The sequence below is a fragment of the Brevibacillus sp. B_LB10_24 genome (assembly GCF_046036945.1).
Classification (GTDB): Bacteria; Bacillota; Bacilli; order Brevibacillales; family Brevibacillaceae; genus Brevibacillus_C.
Genome location: NZ_JBJQOQ010000010.1, coordinates 133,500 through 150,972 on the forward strand (window position 1 = coordinate 133,500; position 17,473 = coordinate 150,972).

The window sequence follows — 17,473 nt, forward strand, 5'->3', positions numbered from 1 at the left end:
CATATGCCGTCCCTGTGAAAACCATACGGAACCCCTCGACGATCTACGATCTCATTGTTATAATATGGAAAAAGAGGCTGGAATCTCCATACCTCTTTTTGCCTGTATGCCCTTTGCCTTACGCCAAGACTTCTTCCACGATCGCCAGGACCAGTTCGGATGCCTTGTACAGTTCTTCCAGCGGCATCCGTTCATTGGTCGTGTGTATCTCTTCATACCCGATGCCAAAGTTTACCGTCGGGATGCCGTAGCCGTTGAAGACGTTGCCGTCGCTTCCGCCGCCGCTGCTCTCCAGCACAGGTTCACGACCCACCCGCTTGATGGCCGAGATCGCTTTTTTCACAACCGGTGTGTTTTCATCGTATTTAAACCCGTGGTACATAAAGATCACATCGTTTTCGCAGCGGGCACCCATCTCTGCTGCAGCGGATTCAAACGCAGACGTCATTTTATTCACTTGCGCTTCCAGCTTCTCCATCACAAGGCTGCGAGCCTCCGACCATATCTCCACGTAGTCGGTGACGATATTGTACGCCTTGCCGCCTTCGAATCGGCCGATATTGGCCGTGGTATCCGCATCGATCCGCCCCAGCGGCATCCGCGAAATCGCCTTGCTGGCGACCGTAATCGCACTGATGCCGTCCTCCGGATTTACTCCGGCATGTGCTGCCTTGCCGTAAATCTTCGTGACGATCCGGTACTGACCGGCTCCGGCAGATACGATCGCCCCGACTTTGCCGGTAGAATCAAGGACAAAACCCATCTCGGCCTTCAGCAAGCTGCTGTCCATATTTCTAGAACCGACCAATCCCGATTCTTCGCCGACACTGATCACGACCTGAATCGTCGGATGAGGCAAGTTCTTCTCCTTTATCGTCCGAACCGCTTCCAGAATCGCGGAGATCCCCGCCTTGTCATCAGCGCCGAGGATCGTCGTGCCATCAGAATACACCCAGCCGTCCTTGACGATCGGTTTTACTCCGTTCCCCGGAACCACCGTATCCATATGGCTGCTGAACATGATCGTCGGCCCTTCCGCATTTCCCGGGAGCGTGGCGATCAGGTTGCCCGCGCCGTGTCCTGTCTTGGCTGCCGCATCATCTTCCTCGACGGTTAAACCGATGGCTTCCAGCTTCTCCTTCAGTACCTTGGCAATCGCTGCTTCCTGTTTGGTTTCGCTGTCGATCTGGACCAGCTCCAAAAATTCCTGGAGCAGCCGTTCTTGATTGATCAAGGAAATTCCTCCTCCTCACGTGATATTTCACAATATGAAAACCAAGTTTTAGTATACCCTAACGAAATGGGATCTGCCATGAAATCTACAGCGGGATGTTGCCATGTTTTTTCCCCGGTCTGGTTTCCTGCTTGCCCCGAAGCATCCGCAGCGTCTGCTTGAGGTGTTTGCGCGTCTCGCGCGGATCGATGACATCGTCCACCATCCCGTGCTCCGCCGCTACATAAGGATTGGCAAACATCTCCCGGTACTCGGCGATCTTGGCCTGCCGCGTCTCCGCCGGGTTGTCGCTCCCCTCAATCTCGCGGGCAAAGATGACCGTAGCTGCACCCTCCGGTCCCATGACGGCAATCTCCGCGTTCGGCCATGCAAAGACCATGTCGGCTCCAATCGCCTTGGAATTGAGCGCCACATAGGCACCGCCGTATGCCTTGCGGGTAATGACGGAGATCTTCGGCACCGTCGCCTCCGAGTAAGCATAGAGGATTTTGGCACCGTGCCGGATGATGCCTCCGTGTTCCTGGTTGACCCCAGGAAAAAATCCGGTGACATCGACAAAGGTGATCAGCGGTATATTGAAAGAATCACAGGTGCGGATAAACCGAGCCAGTTTGTCAGACGAATCGATATCCAGCCCCCCGGCCATCACCTTCGGCTGGTTGGCGATCAGACCGACGCAGTACCCGTCAATTCGGCCGAAACCAACCACAATATTGCGGGCGAAGTCTGGCTGCACCTCCATAAAGTCGCCGTCATCGACGATCAATTCCAAGACTTTTTTTACGTCGTATACCTTCGTGCCGGCAACCGGCACCAGCTCGATAATCTCCTCCAGCCAGTCGCCCCCATCACCCTGGTACTCCAGGACCGGCGGTTCTTCCCGGTGGTTTTGCGGCAAAAAGCCCAGCAAGCGCCGCACCTGTCCCAGTACCTCTTCTTCCGTGGGCGCACAAAAGTGGGCGTTTCCGCTGATCGAGGTATGAACGCGAGCCCCACCCAAATCTTCACTGGAGATCCTTTCGCCCGTTACGGTCTCAATCACCTTCGGTCCGGTGATGAACATCTGCGAGGTCTTCTCCACCATGAAGACAAAGTCAGTGATCGCCGGTGAATAGACCGCTCCTCCTGCACACGGGCCCAAGATGACGGAGATTTGCGGAATGACCCCTGAGTAGACGGCATTGCGGTAAAAGATATGGCCATATCCGTCCAGGGAAACGACCCCCTCCTGAATGCGGGCACCCCCGGAGTCGTTCAACCCGATGATCGGAGCGCCGTTTTTGGCGGCCAAATCCATGACCGTCGCAATCTTCCTGGCATGCATCTCGCCCAACGCGCCGCCAAATACGGTAAAATCCTGGGCGAAGACGTACACCAGCCGGCCGTGGATGGTTCCGTACCCGGTAACGACGCCTTCTCCCGGCGCTTCTACCTTGTCCATGCCAAAGTTGGCCGCCCGATGCTTGACGAATGTGTTGAGTTCGATAAAACTGTCCGGGTCCAGCAGGATCTCAAGCCGCTCCCGCGCTGTCAATTTTCCTCGGTCGTGCTGGGCGCTGATCCGCTCATCCCCGCCGCCCAGTTCGATTTTCCGCTTTTTATCGTATAATTCGTCTATTTTGGCGTACATCTCTTCACTCATGGGGGACCTCCTCCTCAGCAGCAGGATACTGGCACAACTCAAACAAAACGCCGTTGGCGGCTTTCGGGTGAAGGAATGCGATCCGGGCCTGGTGCGCCCCGTCCTTCGGTTCCTCGTTGATCAGCGAAATACCGCTTGCTTTCAGCTGGGCAAGACGCTCCTCCAGATTGTCCACTGCGAGCGCCACATGGTGAATGCCTTCGCCGCGCTTTTCCAAAAACTTCGCGATCGGGCTGTCTGCATGAAGCGGCTCCAACAGCTCCAACCTGCTGTCGCCGATACCGAGGAAGGCGATCCGGACCTGCTCGCTCTCCACCACCTCTGTTCCCAATAGTGGCAGGCCTAACGTCTTGTAAAAGGGCAGCACGGCTTCCAGGCTTTTTACTGCAATGCCGATGTGGGCAATTTTTTTCGGCGGCTCCAAAAACGCCAGCGGTTTGCGCTTGATATGGCTGCGGATAAACTCGGCCGTTTCCTTCGTTGACGTCCCCGGTGTAAAAATCTTGGCGATGCCTTGCGACTCGAGGAAGGGAATGTCCTCCTGCGGAATGACGCCGCCGGCAATGACGAGGATATCTTCAGCCTGCCGTTCGCGTAGCAGGCGAATCACTTCCGGGAAGAGTTCGTTGTGTGCGCCGGACAGGCAAGAGAGCCCGATGCAATCGACGTCCTCCTGGATAGCGGCATTGACGATTTGCGCCGGGGTCTGCCGCAGCCCCGTGTAGACGACCTCCATCCCTTCATCCCGCAGGGCTTGGGCGATGACAAGCGCGCCGCGATCATGTCCGTCCAGTCCCGGCTTCCCGACTAAAACCCGTATCTTTTGTTCCATTTGTCACGTCCCCCTTTTCCCTTAGACCGCGCGATATTCGCCAAAGACCTGCCGGAGTACGCCGCAGATCTCCCCGATCGTCGCGTAATGGCGCACACACTCCAGGATCAGCGGCATCAGATTCTCCGATCCGGCTGCTCCCTGGCGAAGCTGAGCGAGCGTTTGCTCTACAAGCGCGCTGTCGCGGCGAACCCGCAGTGCGGCCAGTTTTTCCGTCTGTTTCCGCCCCAGGGCAGGATCGACGCGAAGCAGCTCCGGCTGCGCCTCGTGTTCCAGCCGGAAGCAGTTCATCCCGACGACCAGCTCCTCGCCGCTTTCAATCCGCCGCTGTGTCTCGTACGCCTGCTTGTGGATCTCCCGCTGCATGTACCCCGCCTCTACAGCTGCGACGGCACCGCCCATCTGTTCGATTTTTTCCATATATTCAAGCACTTTCAACTCCAGCTGATCCGTCAGCGACTCGACATAATAAGAACCGGCCAGCGGGTCGATCGTATCGGCTACGCCGCTCTCGTAGGCGATGATCTGCTGCGTGCGCAGGGCGATCCGGGCTGACTCTTCCGTCGGCAGCGCCAGCGCCTCATCGCGGGAGTTGGTGTGCAGGCTCTGCGTTCCGCCGAGTACCGCTGCCAAAGCTTGAAGCGTCACCCGGACGATATTGTTGTCCGGCTGCTGAGCCGTTAGCGTGGAGCCCCCAGTCTGGGTGTGAACGCGGAACTGCCAGGACTTGGGATTCTTCGCCCCGTAGCGCTCGCGCATCAGCCGCGCCCAGATCCGCCGCGCCGCTCGGAACTTGGCGATCTCCTCGAAAAAAATATTATGTCCGTTAAAGAAGAAGGAGAGCTGCGGGGCAAAACGGTCAATGTCAAGACCCGCCTGCAGCGCCGCCTCCACGTAGGCAATCCCGTCCGCAAGCGTAAAGGCAACCTCTTGGACGGCCGTCGCTCCTGCCTCGCGAATGTGGTACCCGCTGATGCTGATCGTGTTCCACTTGGGAACATGCTCGGCGCAGAAGGCAAAAATATCCGTGATCAAACGCATCGAAGGCTGGGGTGGGAAAATGTATGTCCCCCGCGCAATGTACTCTTTTAAGATATCATTTTGAATCGTCCCGGCGAGCTTATGGGAAGGTACTCCCTGCTTTTCTCCCACCGCGATGTACATCGCGAGCAGGACGGAGGCAGGTGCGTTGATTGTCATCGACGTACTCACCTTGTCTAAGGGAATCCCCTGCAGCAGGGTCTCCATATCTTCAAGCGAATCGATCGCTACACCTACTTTGCCGACTTCTCCCGTCGCCATCGGATCGTCTGAGTCGTAGCCGATCTGCGTCGGCAGATCAAAGGCAACGCTTAAGCCGGTCTGCCCCTGCTCAAGCAGATAGCGAAACCGCTGATTCGTCTCTTCTGCAGACCCAAACCCGGCATACTGCCGCATCGTCCACAAACGCCCCCGGTACATGGTCGGCTGCACGCCCCGCGTGTAGGGATACTCGCCGGGAAACCCGATTTTTTCCATGTAAGCGTCATCAATCTGCTGCGGCACATAAAGGTTGTCAACCTCGATGTCGGATGAGGTGGCAAACCGTTCCTTTCGCTCCGGCGTTTTTTCCAGCCGTTTGGCAACCTCGGCTTGCCACTCTTGATAGAGTTGGGTAAAATTTTTGGTGGACATGCGTTTTCCCTCCGTTTCCGTCTCCCCTGAAGAAAAGCCATTGCTGCTTGATTTCACTGTGTCACGCTTCAATTCTAGCACAGCTTAACGCATTTTGATCCTTAAAAATTTCGATTATACACACTTTATGGCATTAGAGGAGGTATTTTGCTTGAAGCGTTCAACCGTCGCAAAATTGATTATCGTACTGCTTGTCGCCTCACTGGTTCTTCCCATGATGTACATCGGACGATAGGCCGCCGGCATTTTTTCCAGCCAGCACAAAAACGCTCCCGGGCAACCGCCGGGAGCGTTTCTCGTGACTGTATGACTGGTTTATTACTTGTACATGACGATGCTGGAAGTTGCTGCGTCCCAGCCCAACGTGTATTTGAGCGTATCGGAAACAAAGCGGATCGGGAGCATCGGCATGTTGTCCTTCAATTGTACCGCTACAGGCAGTTTGACGGTGGTTTTGCCGATCTTCGCCTGATTGGAGCCGACTGTAAACTGGATGACTGTCGTACCGCTGGTAATCGTCGCTGTCTTATTGTTCCACTGGGTCGTCAGGCCGAGTCCGTCTTTAAAGAATTGTGCCGGCACCAGTGTATTTCCATTGAAGGTAATCGGTGCAGTCGTCAGGTTTTTGGTAACCCCGCCTTTGGTGAAGGAAGCTACGCCTACCTTCATCAATACGGCATTGGCCGGCAAAATATTGACGGAACGGGTAATCAGCGGAGCCTTTTCCTGAGAAGTGTAGACTGCCAAGTTGTACTGTCCGGCCGCCGCTGGCGTTACGATGTTTGCTCCCTCGCCGATGACGACGTTTACGGCTTGGTTCGCAGGAATATCCTGTGCCGGATAAACCACCAGGTTTTGCCCGCGCAGGGCGACATAGCTAGGCGCCACGCCGTTCACGGTAAAGGACGAGGTGCTGAACGAAGCCGGCATGCGGAATCCGCTCGGGAACGCGATCTCGAAGAAATCCTGGTTTTTGGTCAGCGGCAAGCCAAGTCCGTTGAGTCCGACGTTGATCGTCGTCGCCGTAGACGGGAGCATCTTCGTGAACGTAATCGCAGCTGTAGAGTTGTCAACCGCGGTCGGATTTGTCGGGTTAGTCGGGTTCGTCGGATTGACTGTGCTGCCCGTCCGGGTACCGCTGATGTCGAAGCTTTTCGACGTGATCGAATAGCCGGCTGCCTTGACGTTCAGCGAGTAGGTTCCCGGGTAGCTCGGGTTGGTAATCCCTGCCCGCGGCTCGAAAACTACCTTGATTTTGCTGTCGTCTTTAAAGGTGAACGGCGTCGTGATCGTCACCTTTCTGCCGGATACGCTGGCAGACCGGGCCGTTTCACCATTGATCTTGATGTAAGAGGAGAGAATGGTTGAAGGCACCATCAGCGAGTCCGGGAACTCCACTTCGATCTCCTGGTTGGATTTCAATTTCTTGCCCAGGTTGAATTCAAAGGTGTAGCTGGTAGCCGCGCCGGCATAATTATCGGAAAGATCGACTTTAAAGTCCTTGGAGCTCGATCCGCTGGATCCGTCGATGGAAAATTTCTCCGAGGTGTATTTCGTGTTTTGGTATTTTACATCGATCGTGTAATCGTCATCTTTTTTCGGACTCTTGATGCCGGCAGATCTGTCGAAGTAGATCTCTAATGTATCGTCTCGATCCGCATTTTTGGGAACTTTGATCCGTACTTCTTTTCCGCTGATCGTGACGCTGTCCGGCTCGTAGCCGTTAATTTCGACGTCTCGCGTGTCGATCTTGCTCGGGAGCATGCTGGAATCAGGGAAGGTAACGTAAACGATGTCGCCCTTCCGCAGATCGTCCCTGAGGTCGATTCTGCCGAGCTTCAAAGAGGTTTTCTCATTGGTATCCCTGGCGTCCATATCGACAGTGAAGTCTTTGCTGCTGTTTTTGTTTTTGCTGGAACTCTTGCTCTTCTCGATGTAGATGGTAGCGGAGCGCGATGATTCGTTTGTCGTGCTCACCTTGATGGAGTAGTCATCGTCATAGCGAGGATTGACCACGTTGTCGATCTTGACTCTCACACTGTCGTCCCTGTACATATCCCGCGGAACCCGGATGGTAAGTTTTCCTCCGCTGACGCTGACCCGGCTGGCATCTCTGCCGTCTACGGTTACATCAGAGGTCCTGACTCCGCTCACATCATAGTCCCTGGGGAACTCGACAATGATGTTATCCCCGGAATCCAGGTCTTTGTCCAAGTAGAAGTCAATCGTATAGGTAGTTTTCTCATCTACATAATCGTCTGCGGCACTAACCTCTAGGCTGGAAATCGCATAAGCTTTCGGCACAGCCGCGAACGGACTGGCGACAACCGCGGTCGCAAGCAGGAAAGACAGCACTCTGTTTTTCTTTTGCATTGTTCTCCTCCCAATCTCTAATCTTTTTCTAAAAAACCAATAGACGTCTAAAGTCTACCATAAATCGATAATAGAGGGAATATTTATGTAAACATTTTATCGAAATTTATCAGTTCCCGGGAGATTTTCCGTATAAATGTCCACCCCGCTCCCTCCCTCATAGGATTATGACGGAGCAGTTCGAAAAAACGTTACACCCTCGGCGAAAAAAAAATAGAAAGCCGGATCAATCAGCGGCTTCCTATTTTTGATCTGATAAAAATGGAGAACCCCGGCAAACGTTAAAACATGTTTGTCTGCGGGCCGATATTCTCCAGCTTCTCTTTTATCCGCTGGAGAAAACGGCCGCAAACCAGCCCGTCAAGTACCCGGTGATCCAGGGACAGACACAAATTGACCATCGACCGGATGGCAATCATATCGTTGATCACGACAGGCCGTTTGACGATCGATTCGACACTCAGGATTGCCGCCTGCGGGGCATTGATGATTGGTACGGACAGTACGGAGCCGAACGACCCTGTATTATTGACGGTAAACGTGCCGCCAGCCATGTCGTCGACCGTCAGCTTGCCGGCGCGCGTCCTGGCCGCCAAATCCTCGATTGCCTTGGCGATGCCGTAGATCGACTTTTGATCGGCAGCCTTGATGACAGGTACGTAGAGCGCATCCTCTGTCGCGACGGCAATCGAGATGTTGATGTCCTTCCTGACGATGATTTGGTCTTTGTCCCAGGACGAATTAAGCATCGGATACTCTTTCAGCGCCTCGACAACCGCTTTGATAAAAAACGGCAGATAGGTAAGGTTGATGCCCTCCTTTTGCTTGAATTCATCCTTTACTTTGTTGCGGTAGTTGACAAGATTCGTCACATCTGCCTCGACCATCATCCAGGCGTGGGGGATCTCATGCTTGCTCTGCACCATTCGCGAAGCAATGGTTTTCCGCACAGAAGAAACAGGGATCACCTGGTCGCCGGCGACGGGGCTGACAGAAGGAGCCGCTGCCGGCTCGGCTGCCTGCGGCGTTGCGGCCGATGCAGGTGCCGGTGCCTTGGACAAACCGCCTTGCTCGATGATTTTTTGCACGTCCTTGCGGGTAATTCTCCCTTCTGCACCGGTTCCGGTCACCTGAGACAGATCGATGTCGTGTTCCTGGGCCAGCCGCATGACGGCGGGAGAGTACCGCTGTTTTCCCGTGACTGGGGCGACGCGGGCCGGTTCGAATTCGATCGGCTTGAGTACCGGCGATTCCCCTTCGCCAGCGACTGCCGGTGCCGGTTCCACCGAGGGCTCAGCCGTTGCGGCTCCGCCTGCCTCCTCAATCGACATGATCGGCGTTCCCACGGCCACAGTTTCCCCTTCCGGCACCAGGATATCGACGATCCGTCCGGACAGGGCAGCCGGTACTTCCGCGTTTACTTTATCTGTCGTGACTTCGGCCAGCGGATCGTACTTGTTGACGACATCCCCTGATTTGACCAACCATCTGGAGATGGTGCCCTCTGTCACGCTTTCCCCCAGTTGGGGCATGAGCACTTTTGTTGCCATGTTCTATCCTCCTCAAGTCTAGAGGTAGTTATGAAAGATTTTTAAAAATGGGCCAGCTCTCTCATCGCTTCCAGCACTGTGTCAGGGTTTAGCATAAAGAATTTCTCCAGCGGCGGACTGTACGGCATCGCCGGCACATCCGGGCCGCACAGGCGCTTGATCGGCGCGTCCAGATCAAACAGGCAGTGTTCGGAGATAATCGCCGCTACCTCGCCGCCGACACCGCCTTCTTTATTGTCTTCGTGAACGATCAGCACTTTGCCGGTCTTCGCTGCCGCTTCCACGATCGCTTCTTTATCCAGCGGGTAGAGCGTGCGCAGATCGAGGACATGGGCGCTGATCCCTTCTTGGGCCAGTTTTTCCGCCGCCTGCAGGGCAAAGTGGAGCGTCAGGCCGTAGGAGATCACCGTGATGTCCGTACCTTCGCGCTTCACGTCCGCCTTGCCGATCGGCAGTACGTAATCCGTCTCTGGAACCTCTCCCTTGATCAACCGGTAACAGCGCTTGTGCTCAAAAAACAGCACCGGATCCTCGTCGCGGATCGCCGCCTTGAGCAGCCCCTTGGCGTCGTATGGCGTAGAGGGAACAACGACTTTTAGTCCAGGGACGTTCGTAAACATCGCCTCTACTGACTGGGAGTGGTACAGCGCCCCGTGAATCCCGCCGCCAAACGGCGCGCGGATCGTCAGCGGACAATGCCAGTCGTTATTGGAACGATAGCGGATTTTTGCGGCTTCACTGACGATTTGGTTCACGGCAGGCATGATAAAATCGGCAAACTGAATCTCTGCAATCGGACGCATGCCGTAAGCGGCTGCGCCAATCGCCACGCCGACGATCGCCGATTCAGCCAGCGGCGTATCGAGCACCCGCTCTTCGCCAAACTCCTCGATCAATCCATTGGTGGCGCGAAACACTCCCCCGCGCACTCCGACGTCTTCCCCTAAAATAAACACGCCGGGATCGCGGCGCATCTCTTCGCGCATCGCCATGGTAATTGCATCTATATATGAAATGACAGCCATCTCTCTTCCCCCTTACGCACCGTAGACGTGGGTTAAAGCAGATTCGGGAGCGGGATACGGGGCGTTCTCCGCATAATCCGTCGCTTCGTCTACTTCCGCCTGTACCCGTTCCAACAGTTCTGTCTCAGACGTGTCATCCAGCAAGCCGACTTCTTTCAAATAAGCGCCAAATCGCAGAACGGGATCCTGTTTCTTCGCCTCTTCGACCTCTTCGCGTGTACGGTATGTGCGGTCGTCATCGTCACTGGAATGCGGCACCAAACGGTAGGTAACCGCTTCGATCAGCGTAGGTCCCTCGCCGGCCCTGGCGCGTTCCACCGCTTCCTTCATCACCCGATAGGTTTCGATCGGGTCGTTTCCGTCTACGCTGACCCCCGTGAAGCCGTAGCCAATCGCCCGGTCTGCCACGCTCTCGCATGCCAGCTGTTTTTTCAGCGGGACAGAGATCGCGTATTTATTGTTTTCGCAGAAGAAAATCACCGGCAGCTTGTGAACGCCGGCAAAGTTGGCTCCCTCGTGAAAATCGCCCTGGTTGCTCGAGCCCTCTCCGAAGGAAGTAAAGACGACCAAGTCTTTTCCCTGCATTTTGCCGGCCAAGGCGATTCCTACCGCGTGAGGCACCTGTGTCGTCACCGGACTTGATCCGGTCAGGATATTCAGCTTTCTGCTGCCGAAGTGACCCGGCATCTGTCTGCCGCCGCTGTTGGGATCCTCCGCTTTGGCAAAAGCGGACAGCATGCAGTCGCGCGCTGTCTGCCCAAAGACCAATACGACCCCAAGGTCCCGATAGTACGGACAGAGGTAGTCTTTTCCTTTCTCCAAGGCAAACGCTGCCCCGATCTGTGCCGCCTCCTGTCCCTGGCAGGAGATCACAAACGGCACCTTTCCCGCGCGGTTTAACAGCCATTGGCGCTCGTCGATTTTCCTCGCCAACACCATGTAGTAGTACATGTCAAGCACCTGCTGATCGCTTAACCCAACGGCCTGATGCCGGTTTTGCGCCAGGTTGGACATGCTAACGCCTCCTTTGTCTCTCTATGATTGAATGGCCGACCCGTCTATGGCTAAGGCCGCTTCGCCGATCGCTTCGGAAAGTGTCGGATGAGGGTGAATGGTGTGGGCAATCTCCCACGGCGTCGCGTCCAACACCTGAGCCAATCCCGCTTCGGAGATCAGCTCGGTCACGTGCGGGCCGATCATGTGGACGCCGAGCAAATCGTCTGTCCGGGCATCTGCCACCAGCTTGACAAACCCGTCGTTTTCACCGTAAACCAGCGCCTTGCCGAGCGCTTTAAAGCTGAACTTTCCGGTCTTCACCTCATACCCCTGCCGTCTCGCCTCCGCTTCCGTCAGGCCAATGCTGGCCACTTCCGGGCGGCTGTACGTGCACCTGGACACCTTCGTATGGTCCAGGGGAGCAGGATCAAGCCCCGCCATATGCTCGACGGCGATGATCCCTTCGTGCGAGGCGACATGGGCCAGCTGCAGACCGCCGATTACGTCTCCGATGGCGTAAATGTGAGGTTCTGCCGTCTGGTAATACGGCCCTACCTCGATCACTCCTTCATCTACTTTTACTTCCGTCGCTTCCAATCCAAGGTTCTCTACGTTGGCCCGGCGTCCGACGGAGACGAGCATTTTCTCGGCTCGATAGCTTTGTACGCCGCTTGCGGTTTCTGCTTGAATCGTCAAACCGCCCTGCTCGCGAACGAGCGTTTCCGCAAGCAATTTGGCGCCTGTGACGACTTTTACTTTGCGCTTCTTCAGCAAACGGGCCATTTCCCGGCTGACCTCTTCATCCTCTTGCGGCAGAATCCGCTCGGCTGCTTCGATGATCGTCACCTCGACTTCCAGGTCGCTCAGCATCGAAGCCCATTCGATACCGATAACGCCGCCGCCGACGATGAGCATGGAGGCCGGCAGCGTCTCCAGTTGGAGCGCTTCATCGGCTGTCAATACGAGCTCTTTGTCAATCTCCAGGCCCGGTATCGTCCGCGGCCGCGAACCGGTGGCCAAGAGCAGGAACCGGGGGAGGATCATCTCTTGTTCCCCAGCCTCGTTCTCGATCCGCACCGCTCCTGCCTGCGGAGAAAAGATAGAGGGGCCCATCACCCGGCCGAACCCTTTGAAAACCGTGATCTTCGACTTCTCCATCAGATACTGGACACCTTTGTGCAGCTGATCTACGATCCCCTGTTTGCGGGCTTGCATCTTGCCGAAATCGATGCCCACCCCTTCGGCGACAATGCCGTATTTTTCCCGTTCTTTCAACGTCGCGTACACCTCTGCGCTGCGCAAGAGAGCCTTGGAGGGAATGCAGCCGCGATGCAGACAGGTGCCGCCCAGCTTCTCCTTCTCGACAATCGCCACTCGCATACCGAGCTGGGCCGCGCGTATCGCCGCGACATATCCGCCAGGCCCGGCGCCGAGGACGGCGAGATCAAATTCTTGTGACATTCTATTATCTCCTTTTCTTCACTGCACTTCACTTCGACAGTACGGATTTTCCGTTGCGTAAAAACGCGCTGCGGGACTTCGCTACGCGGGCAATCCTCTCCTCCGCCAGGCGATCTGCTGCCCGGTAGGAAGGAATGCCCTCCCGCTTCGCAATCTCGAAAACGCCCAAGATCGTGTTGTAGATTCCCTCCACTTTTTTCAGCGCCCGTTCGCGATTGTACCCTTGCAGTTCATCTGCTACATTGATCACGCCGCCTGCATTGATAACGTAATCAGGCGCATAGACGATCCCCATCTCACTGATGGTATCACCATGCCGTTCTTCTTTCAGTTGATTGTTGGCGGAACCGGCGATGACCTTTGCTTTGAGGAGCGGGATTGTATCGTCGTTGATGACCGCTCCCAGCGCACAGGGCGAGAAGATATCGCAATCCACGCCGAAAATATCGTTTACTCCAACCGCCTTTGCTCCAAAATCCGCGACGGCACGATCGACATTTTCCTGATTGATATCCGTCACGATCAGATCGGCCCCTTCTTCGTGCAGGTGCTTGCAAAGACTGTAAGCGACGTTTCCGACGCCTTGGATCGCGACGACTTTACCTGACAGGCTGTCACTGCCAAAGGCGATCTTGGCAGCCGCCTTCATGCCGCGGTAGACGCCGTAGGCAGTCATGGGCGATGGATTCCCGCTGGAGCCGAACTCGGGCGAGACCCCTGTCACGTAGTCCGTCTCCAGGTGGATCAGGTCCATGTCAGCTACACTCGTCCCGACGTCTTCCGCCGTGATGTAGCGTCCGTTCAGCCCTTGAATATACCGGCCCAGCGCGCGGAACAGCGCTTCGCTTTTATCTTTTTTCGGATCTCCGATGATGACCGTCTTGCCGCCGCCGATGTTGAGTCCAGCAGCTGCGTTTTTATAGGTCATGCCTCTGGCCAAGCGCAGAGCGTCGACGATCGCTTCTTCTTCCGTACGGTAGGGCCACATCCGCAGGCCGCCAAGAGCAGGACCCAAGGTGGTATCGTGTATCGCGATCACGGCTTTTAGCCCGGAGTTCTCGTCCTGGCAAAAAACCAGTTGCTCGTAGTCGTAGCGCTGCAGATAGTCGAAAATTTGCATAGAATAAGCCTCCCGTAGTGTGGTCTGATCAGTACACATTCTTCCATCAAAGTTTTTCTTACTGTATCAGAAAGATTAAGCTTCAGTGTATAAGCATCCTGATACAGCATGAAAAGCATCCGCTAAAGAAGGACCTGCTTCTTCGAAAGGGCTTCTCTAGAAGTTTTTCTTACTGTATCGGAAAGTTTAAGCTTCAGTGAATAAGCATCCTGATACAGCATCAAAAGCATCCGCTAAAGAAGGACCAGCTTCTTCGAAAGGGCTTCTCTAGAAGTTTTTCTTACTGTATCGGAAAGTTTAAGCTTCAGTGAATAAGCATCCTGATACAGCATGAAAAGCATCCGCTAAAGAAGGACCTGCTTCTTCGAAAGGGCTTCTATAGAAGCTTTTCTTATAGTTTACTGCAATATCTTCGTCTATGTACTTTAGCAAAAGATATGCCAACTACGGAAAGCGTGAAAGCGTTTTATTCACTTTGATATACTATGCATTATTTTGCAGAATCCGACTAAAAATTGCATGCAATAAATTGCACGATAGGTTAATCCTTGTGCTCTTGCTGAATCCCGTATTTTTCCATTTTATAGTACAAACTGCGAATGGAAATGCCCAGCCATTTGGCCGCCTCTGTCCGGTTCTGTCCGCATTCCGCGAGCACCCTGGCAATATGATACCGCTCCGCTTCTTCTAAAACCGCCTTTAGCGGGCTGGACATCGCTTGTTTGCGGTTTGCCGGCTGCTGGTCACTCTCCATCCCACCCTTTGCTTCAAGCGGCGGCAAATGTTCGGGCAGGATCGTCGATTCACTGAACTTCATGTTGATCATCGCCCTTCCCAGCACGTTCTCCAGCTCGCGAACGTTCCCCGGCCAGTGATAGGCGCACAGGATCTGCAGTGCCGCCGGTGCGATCCCCTCGACGTTGCGCCCGTATTCGAGATTGTGCTTGCGCAACAGATGCATGGCAAGCGGATAGATATCCTCGCCGCGCTGCCGCAGGGGAGGTATGTGGATCGGGACGACATTCAGCCGGTAGTACAGGTCCTCGCGGAATTGTCCGGTTTGAATCGCGGACTCCAGATTCACATGTGTGGCCGTAATAATCCGAACGTTGATCGGAATCGCTTTGGTACCGCCAACGCGGACGATTTCCCGCTCCTGCAGGACGCGAAGCAGCTTTGCCTGTGTGCTCATGGACAATTCGCCGATCTCATCGAGAAAAATGGTACCGCCGCTTGCTTCCTCGAACAGCCCCGGCTTTCCGCCCCGCTTCGCACCGGTGAAGGCGCCTTCCTCATAACCGAATAGTTCGCTCTCCAGCAGAGATTCCGTCAATGCAGCACAGTTCACCCTGACAAACTGGCTGTATTTGCGCTGGCTGGCATTATGTATCGCATGGGCGAACAGCTCTTTGCCCGTCCCCGACTCTCCCCGCAGCAGCACCGTCGCCGGGGTCATCGCGGCCCGTTCGGCCTGTTCGATCGCCATCCGAATCGGTTCGCTCTCGCCGATGATGTCGGCAAACGTGTATTTGGCCTCCAGCTTGCGTATGATGCGGCGGGCTTTCTCCAGCTCCTCGGTCAACGTCTTGAATTCGGAGATATCATGGATGACGGCGACGCTTCCCTTTAATATGCCGTCCACCATCACAGGGGCGACGTTCACGATCACATCTCGCCGGTTCGGTCCGATTTTCATCGGGACGCCGCGCACCGGCTTTTTCGTATGTAAGACCTGCATATGCATGCTCTCTCCCTCGGAGATGTCTACCGTAGCAGGTTTTCCGATGACATCTTCATAGGCCAGCCCGGTCAACCTGGTATAGGCAGGGTTGATCAGCAGCCCGTTGCCATCGGCATCGACCACCGAGATGGCTTCGTCGGAAGAGTGGATAATGGCCTGCAGCATGCTCTTTAACTCTTTTAGATCGGTGACTTCTTCAGCCAGTGCCATGACTTCAGTAATGTCGCGGAAAATCGCCACAGCTCCGACAATTTCGCCGGATTCGCCGCGCACCGGCACCCGGTTGGTGATAATCCGCGTCTTGCCCAAGAGCTCCTGCTCCTGATGCAGTTCGGATTGTCCCGTCTGCAAGACGATGTGCAGCCTGGTGTTGGGAATGGTCGCCTCTGCGCGTGTGCCAATCACCCGCTTGGCCTCTAGACCCGTCAATTGTTCTGCAGCCTTGTTAAACAAAGTAATGACCCCGCTGGCATCAACGGCGATAATCGCATCGTGGGTGGAGTTAAGCATGAAATCGTATTCCCTTTGGCTGTACATGCCCCTCCCCCTTCACCCCTATTAAAGAAGCATCGCATTCCGTCCCAAGGGCTCCTAAAATCAAAAACTTTTTTACGAAACTAGTATAACTTCTAGACTTCTCTGCCTTATCCTGCTTCCGAAGTGTTTGAACGTATTTTACGAATTCATTGATAATGGAACTTCATCATATTTGCCGAGAAGGACCTGCTTCTTCGAAAGGGCTTCTATTTAGAAGCTTTTCTTACTGAATCAGAAAGTTTAAGCTTCCGTAAATCAGCATCCTGATACAGCATGAAAAGCATCCGCTAAAGAAGGACCTGCTTCTTCGAATGGGCTTCTATTAGATGATTTTCTTACTGAATCAGAAAGTTTAAGCTTCCGTAAATCAGCATCCTGATACAGCATGAAAAGCATCCGCTAAAGAAGGACCTGCTTCTTCGAAAGGGCTTCTATTAGAAGCTTTTCTTACTGAATCAGAAAGTTTAAGCTTCCGTGAATCAGCATCCTGATACAGCATGAAAAGCATCCGCTAAAGAAGGACCTGCTTCTTCGAAAGGGCTTCTATTAGAAGCTTTTCTTACTGAATCAGAAAGTTTAAGCTTCCGTGAATCAGCATCCTGATACAGCATGAAAAGCATCCGCTAAAGAAGGACCTGCTTCTTCGAAAGGGCTTCTATTAGAAGCTTTTCTTACTGAATCAGAAAGTTTAAGCTTCCGTGAATCAGCATCCTGATACAGCATGAAAAGCATCCGCTAAAGAAGGACCTGCTTCTTCGAAAGGGCTTCTATTTAGAAGCTTTTCTTATTGTACCGCATTTCTAGCGTTGGACAAGAGATGGAGAATCGTTTAAGATGGGGTTGGCTTATTTTTTACATAGGAAAACGGGAGTTCCTGTCGGCAGGCAAAGGATGTGATCGAGAATGCTCGGGCAAAAGCTGGTCGCCCTCTTCATCATGGCTGTCCCGGTTGTCGTCGCCGGATTCGGCATCAAATTGATGCGGGACACCTTTTATCAATACTTTGATCCGGAAATCAACCAGTTCCTTTGGGGTCATTTTTTATTGGGAGCGGTGTTGTTCGTCATCCCGGTCGCCTTTATCGGCGGCTTTGTGCTCCATCATGACCGCAAACGCAACCGTGTACAACCCCGGTTTATGCGGCGCGACCCCGAGGAGGATGACTAGGATATAACGCTGTGCTGCCAAGGCCTTAAAAACTCAGCCCTTGGCCTCTTTTTTAACATGTTTCAAGATTCATCCCCTATCCTCTGCAGGTAGGGGATGAATCTTGGTTAGGCGAAGCCTA

General features: G+C 54.4%; 12 protein-coding genes. 1 reads left to right on the plus strand and 11 read right to left on the minus strand.

All coding sequences use genetic code 11. The features are described from left to right. Window positions 1-118: 118 nt before the first annotated feature. The 11 genes from ACI7RC_RS12015 to ACI7RC_RS12065 all read right to left on the minus strand — a co-directional run bounded on the left by ACI7RC_RS12015 (window position 119) and on the right by ACI7RC_RS12065 (window position 16,185). Window positions 119-1,240 (minus strand): M20/M25/M40 family metallo-hydrolase, encoded by a 1,122-nt coding sequence (locus ACI7RC_RS12015; RefSeq protein ID WP_408108497.1) that lies wholly within the window; start codon window positions 1,238-1,240, stop codon window positions 119-121. Between the two features lie 79 nt (window positions 1,241-1,319). Further along, window positions 1,320-2,876 carry an acyl-CoA carboxylase subunit beta gene (locus ACI7RC_RS12020; RefSeq protein ID WP_408108480.1) on the minus strand — a complete coding sequence of 519 codons (1,557 nt, stop codon included), beginning with the start codon at window positions 2,874-2,876 and terminating at the stop codon, window positions 1,320-1,322. Beyond that, window positions 2,869-3,708, minus strand: a complete 840-nt coding sequence (mce, locus tag ACI7RC_RS12025) for a methylmalonyl-CoA epimerase (RefSeq protein ID WP_408108481.1) — start codon at window positions 3,706-3,708, stop codon at window positions 2,869-2,871. The genes ACI7RC_RS12020 and mce overlap by 8 nt, the downstream gene beginning before the upstream one ends. Before the next feature lie 21 nt (window positions 3,709-3,729). Then, window positions 3,730-5,382 carry an acyl-CoA mutase large subunit family protein gene (locus ACI7RC_RS12030; RefSeq protein WP_408108482.1) on the minus strand — a complete coding sequence of 551 codons (1,653 nt, stop codon included), beginning with the start codon at window positions 5,380-5,382 and terminating at the stop codon, window positions 3,730-3,732. 318 nt (window positions 5,383-5,700) lie between these two features. Further along, window positions 5,701-7,755 carry a stalk domain-containing protein gene (locus ACI7RC_RS12035; protein WP_408108483.1) on the minus strand — a complete coding sequence of 685 codons (2,055 nt, stop codon included), beginning with the start codon at window positions 7,753-7,755 and terminating at the stop codon, window positions 5,701-5,703. Between the two features lie 281 nt (window positions 7,756-8,036). Next, window positions 8,037-9,305: a dihydrolipoamide acetyltransferase family protein gene (locus ACI7RC_RS12040; protein WP_408108484.1), complete on the minus strand. Its 1,269-nt coding sequence runs from the start codon at window positions 9,303-9,305 to the stop codon at window positions 8,037-8,039. A gap of 41 nt (window positions 9,306-9,346) precedes the next feature. After that, window positions 9,347-10,330 (minus strand): alpha-ketoacid dehydrogenase subunit beta, encoded by a 984-nt coding sequence (locus ACI7RC_RS12045; protein WP_408108485.1) that lies wholly within the window; start codon window positions 10,328-10,330, stop codon window positions 9,347-9,349. 12 nt (window positions 10,331-10,342) lie between these two features. Next, entirely contained in the window at window positions 10,343-11,344 is a 1,002-nt protein-coding gene (locus tag ACI7RC_RS12050; protein WP_408108486.1) for a thiamine pyrophosphate-dependent dehydrogenase E1 component subunit alpha, read from the minus strand. Between the two features lie 21 nt (window positions 11,345-11,365). After that, window positions 11,366-12,787: a dihydrolipoyl dehydrogenase gene (lpdA, locus tag ACI7RC_RS12055; protein WP_408108487.1), complete on the minus strand. Its 1,422-nt coding sequence runs from the start codon at window positions 12,785-12,787 to the stop codon at window positions 11,366-11,368. A gap of 28 nt (window positions 12,788-12,815) precedes the next feature. Continuing rightward, a complete protein-coding gene (locus ACI7RC_RS12060; RefSeq protein WP_408108488.1) occupies window positions 12,816-13,907 on the minus strand; it encodes a Glu/Leu/Phe/Val dehydrogenase dimerization domain-containing protein in 1,092 nt (363 codons plus the stop codon). A 541-nt stretch (window positions 13,908-14,448) separates the two neighbouring features. Next, window positions 14,449-16,185, minus strand: coding sequence for a sigma-54 interaction domain-containing protein (locus tag ACI7RC_RS12065; RefSeq protein WP_408108489.1), 1,737 nt, complete (start codon window positions 16,183-16,185; stop codon window positions 14,449-14,451). Window positions 16,186-17,088: 903 nt separating this feature from the next. Between ACI7RC_RS12065 and ACI7RC_RS12070 the strand changes: the two genes are divergently transcribed. Beyond that, the gene (locus tag ACI7RC_RS12070) at window positions 17,089-17,352 is read left to right on the plus strand and encodes a DUF2627 domain-containing protein (protein WP_408108490.1); all 264 of its coding nucleotides are present in this window, start codon (window positions 17,089-17,091) and stop codon (window positions 17,350-17,352) included. Window positions 17,353-17,473: the final 121 nt, after the last annotated feature.

Coding starts and splice junctions, on each gene's coding strand:
- ACI7RC_RS12020 (WP_408108480.1), bottom strand. CDS start 2,876: ATGAGTGAAGAGATGTACGCCAAAATAGACGAATTATACGATAAAAAG.
- mce (WP_408108481.1), bottom strand. CDS start 3,708: ATGGAACAAAAGATACGGGTTTTAGTCGGGAAGCCGGGACTGGACGGA.
- ACI7RC_RS12030 (WP_408108482.1), bottom strand. CDS start 5,382: ATGTCCACCAAAAATTTTACCCAACTCTATCAAGAGTGGCAAGCCGAG.
- ACI7RC_RS12035 (WP_408108483.1), bottom strand. CDS start 7,755: ATGCAAAAGAAAAACAGAGTGCTGTCTTTCCTGCTTGCGACCGCGGTT.
- ACI7RC_RS12040 (WP_408108484.1), bottom strand. CDS start 9,305: ATGGCAACAAAAGTGCTCATGCCCCAACTGGGGGAAAGCGTGACAGAG.
- ACI7RC_RS12045 (WP_408108485.1), bottom strand. CDS start 10,330: ATGGCTGTCATTTCATATATAGATGCAATTACCATGGCGATGCGCGAA.
- ACI7RC_RS12050 (WP_408108486.1), bottom strand. CDS start 11,344: ATGTCCAACCTGGCGCAAAACCGGCATCAGGCCGTTGGGTTAAGCGAT.
- lpdA (WP_408108487.1), bottom strand. CDS start 12,787: ATGTCACAAGAATTTGATCTCGCCGTCCTCGGCGCCGGGCCTGGCGGA.
- ACI7RC_RS12060 (WP_408108488.1), bottom strand. CDS start 13,907: ATGCAAATTTTCGACTATCTGCAGCGCTACGACTACGAGCAACTGGTT.
- ACI7RC_RS12065 (WP_408108489.1), bottom strand. CDS start 16,185: ATGTACAGCCAAAGGGAATACGATTTCATGCTTAACTCCACCCACGAT.
- ACI7RC_RS12070 (WP_408108490.1), top strand. CDS start 17,089: ATGCTCGGGCAAAAGCTGGTCGCCCTCTTCATCATGGCTGTCCCGGTT.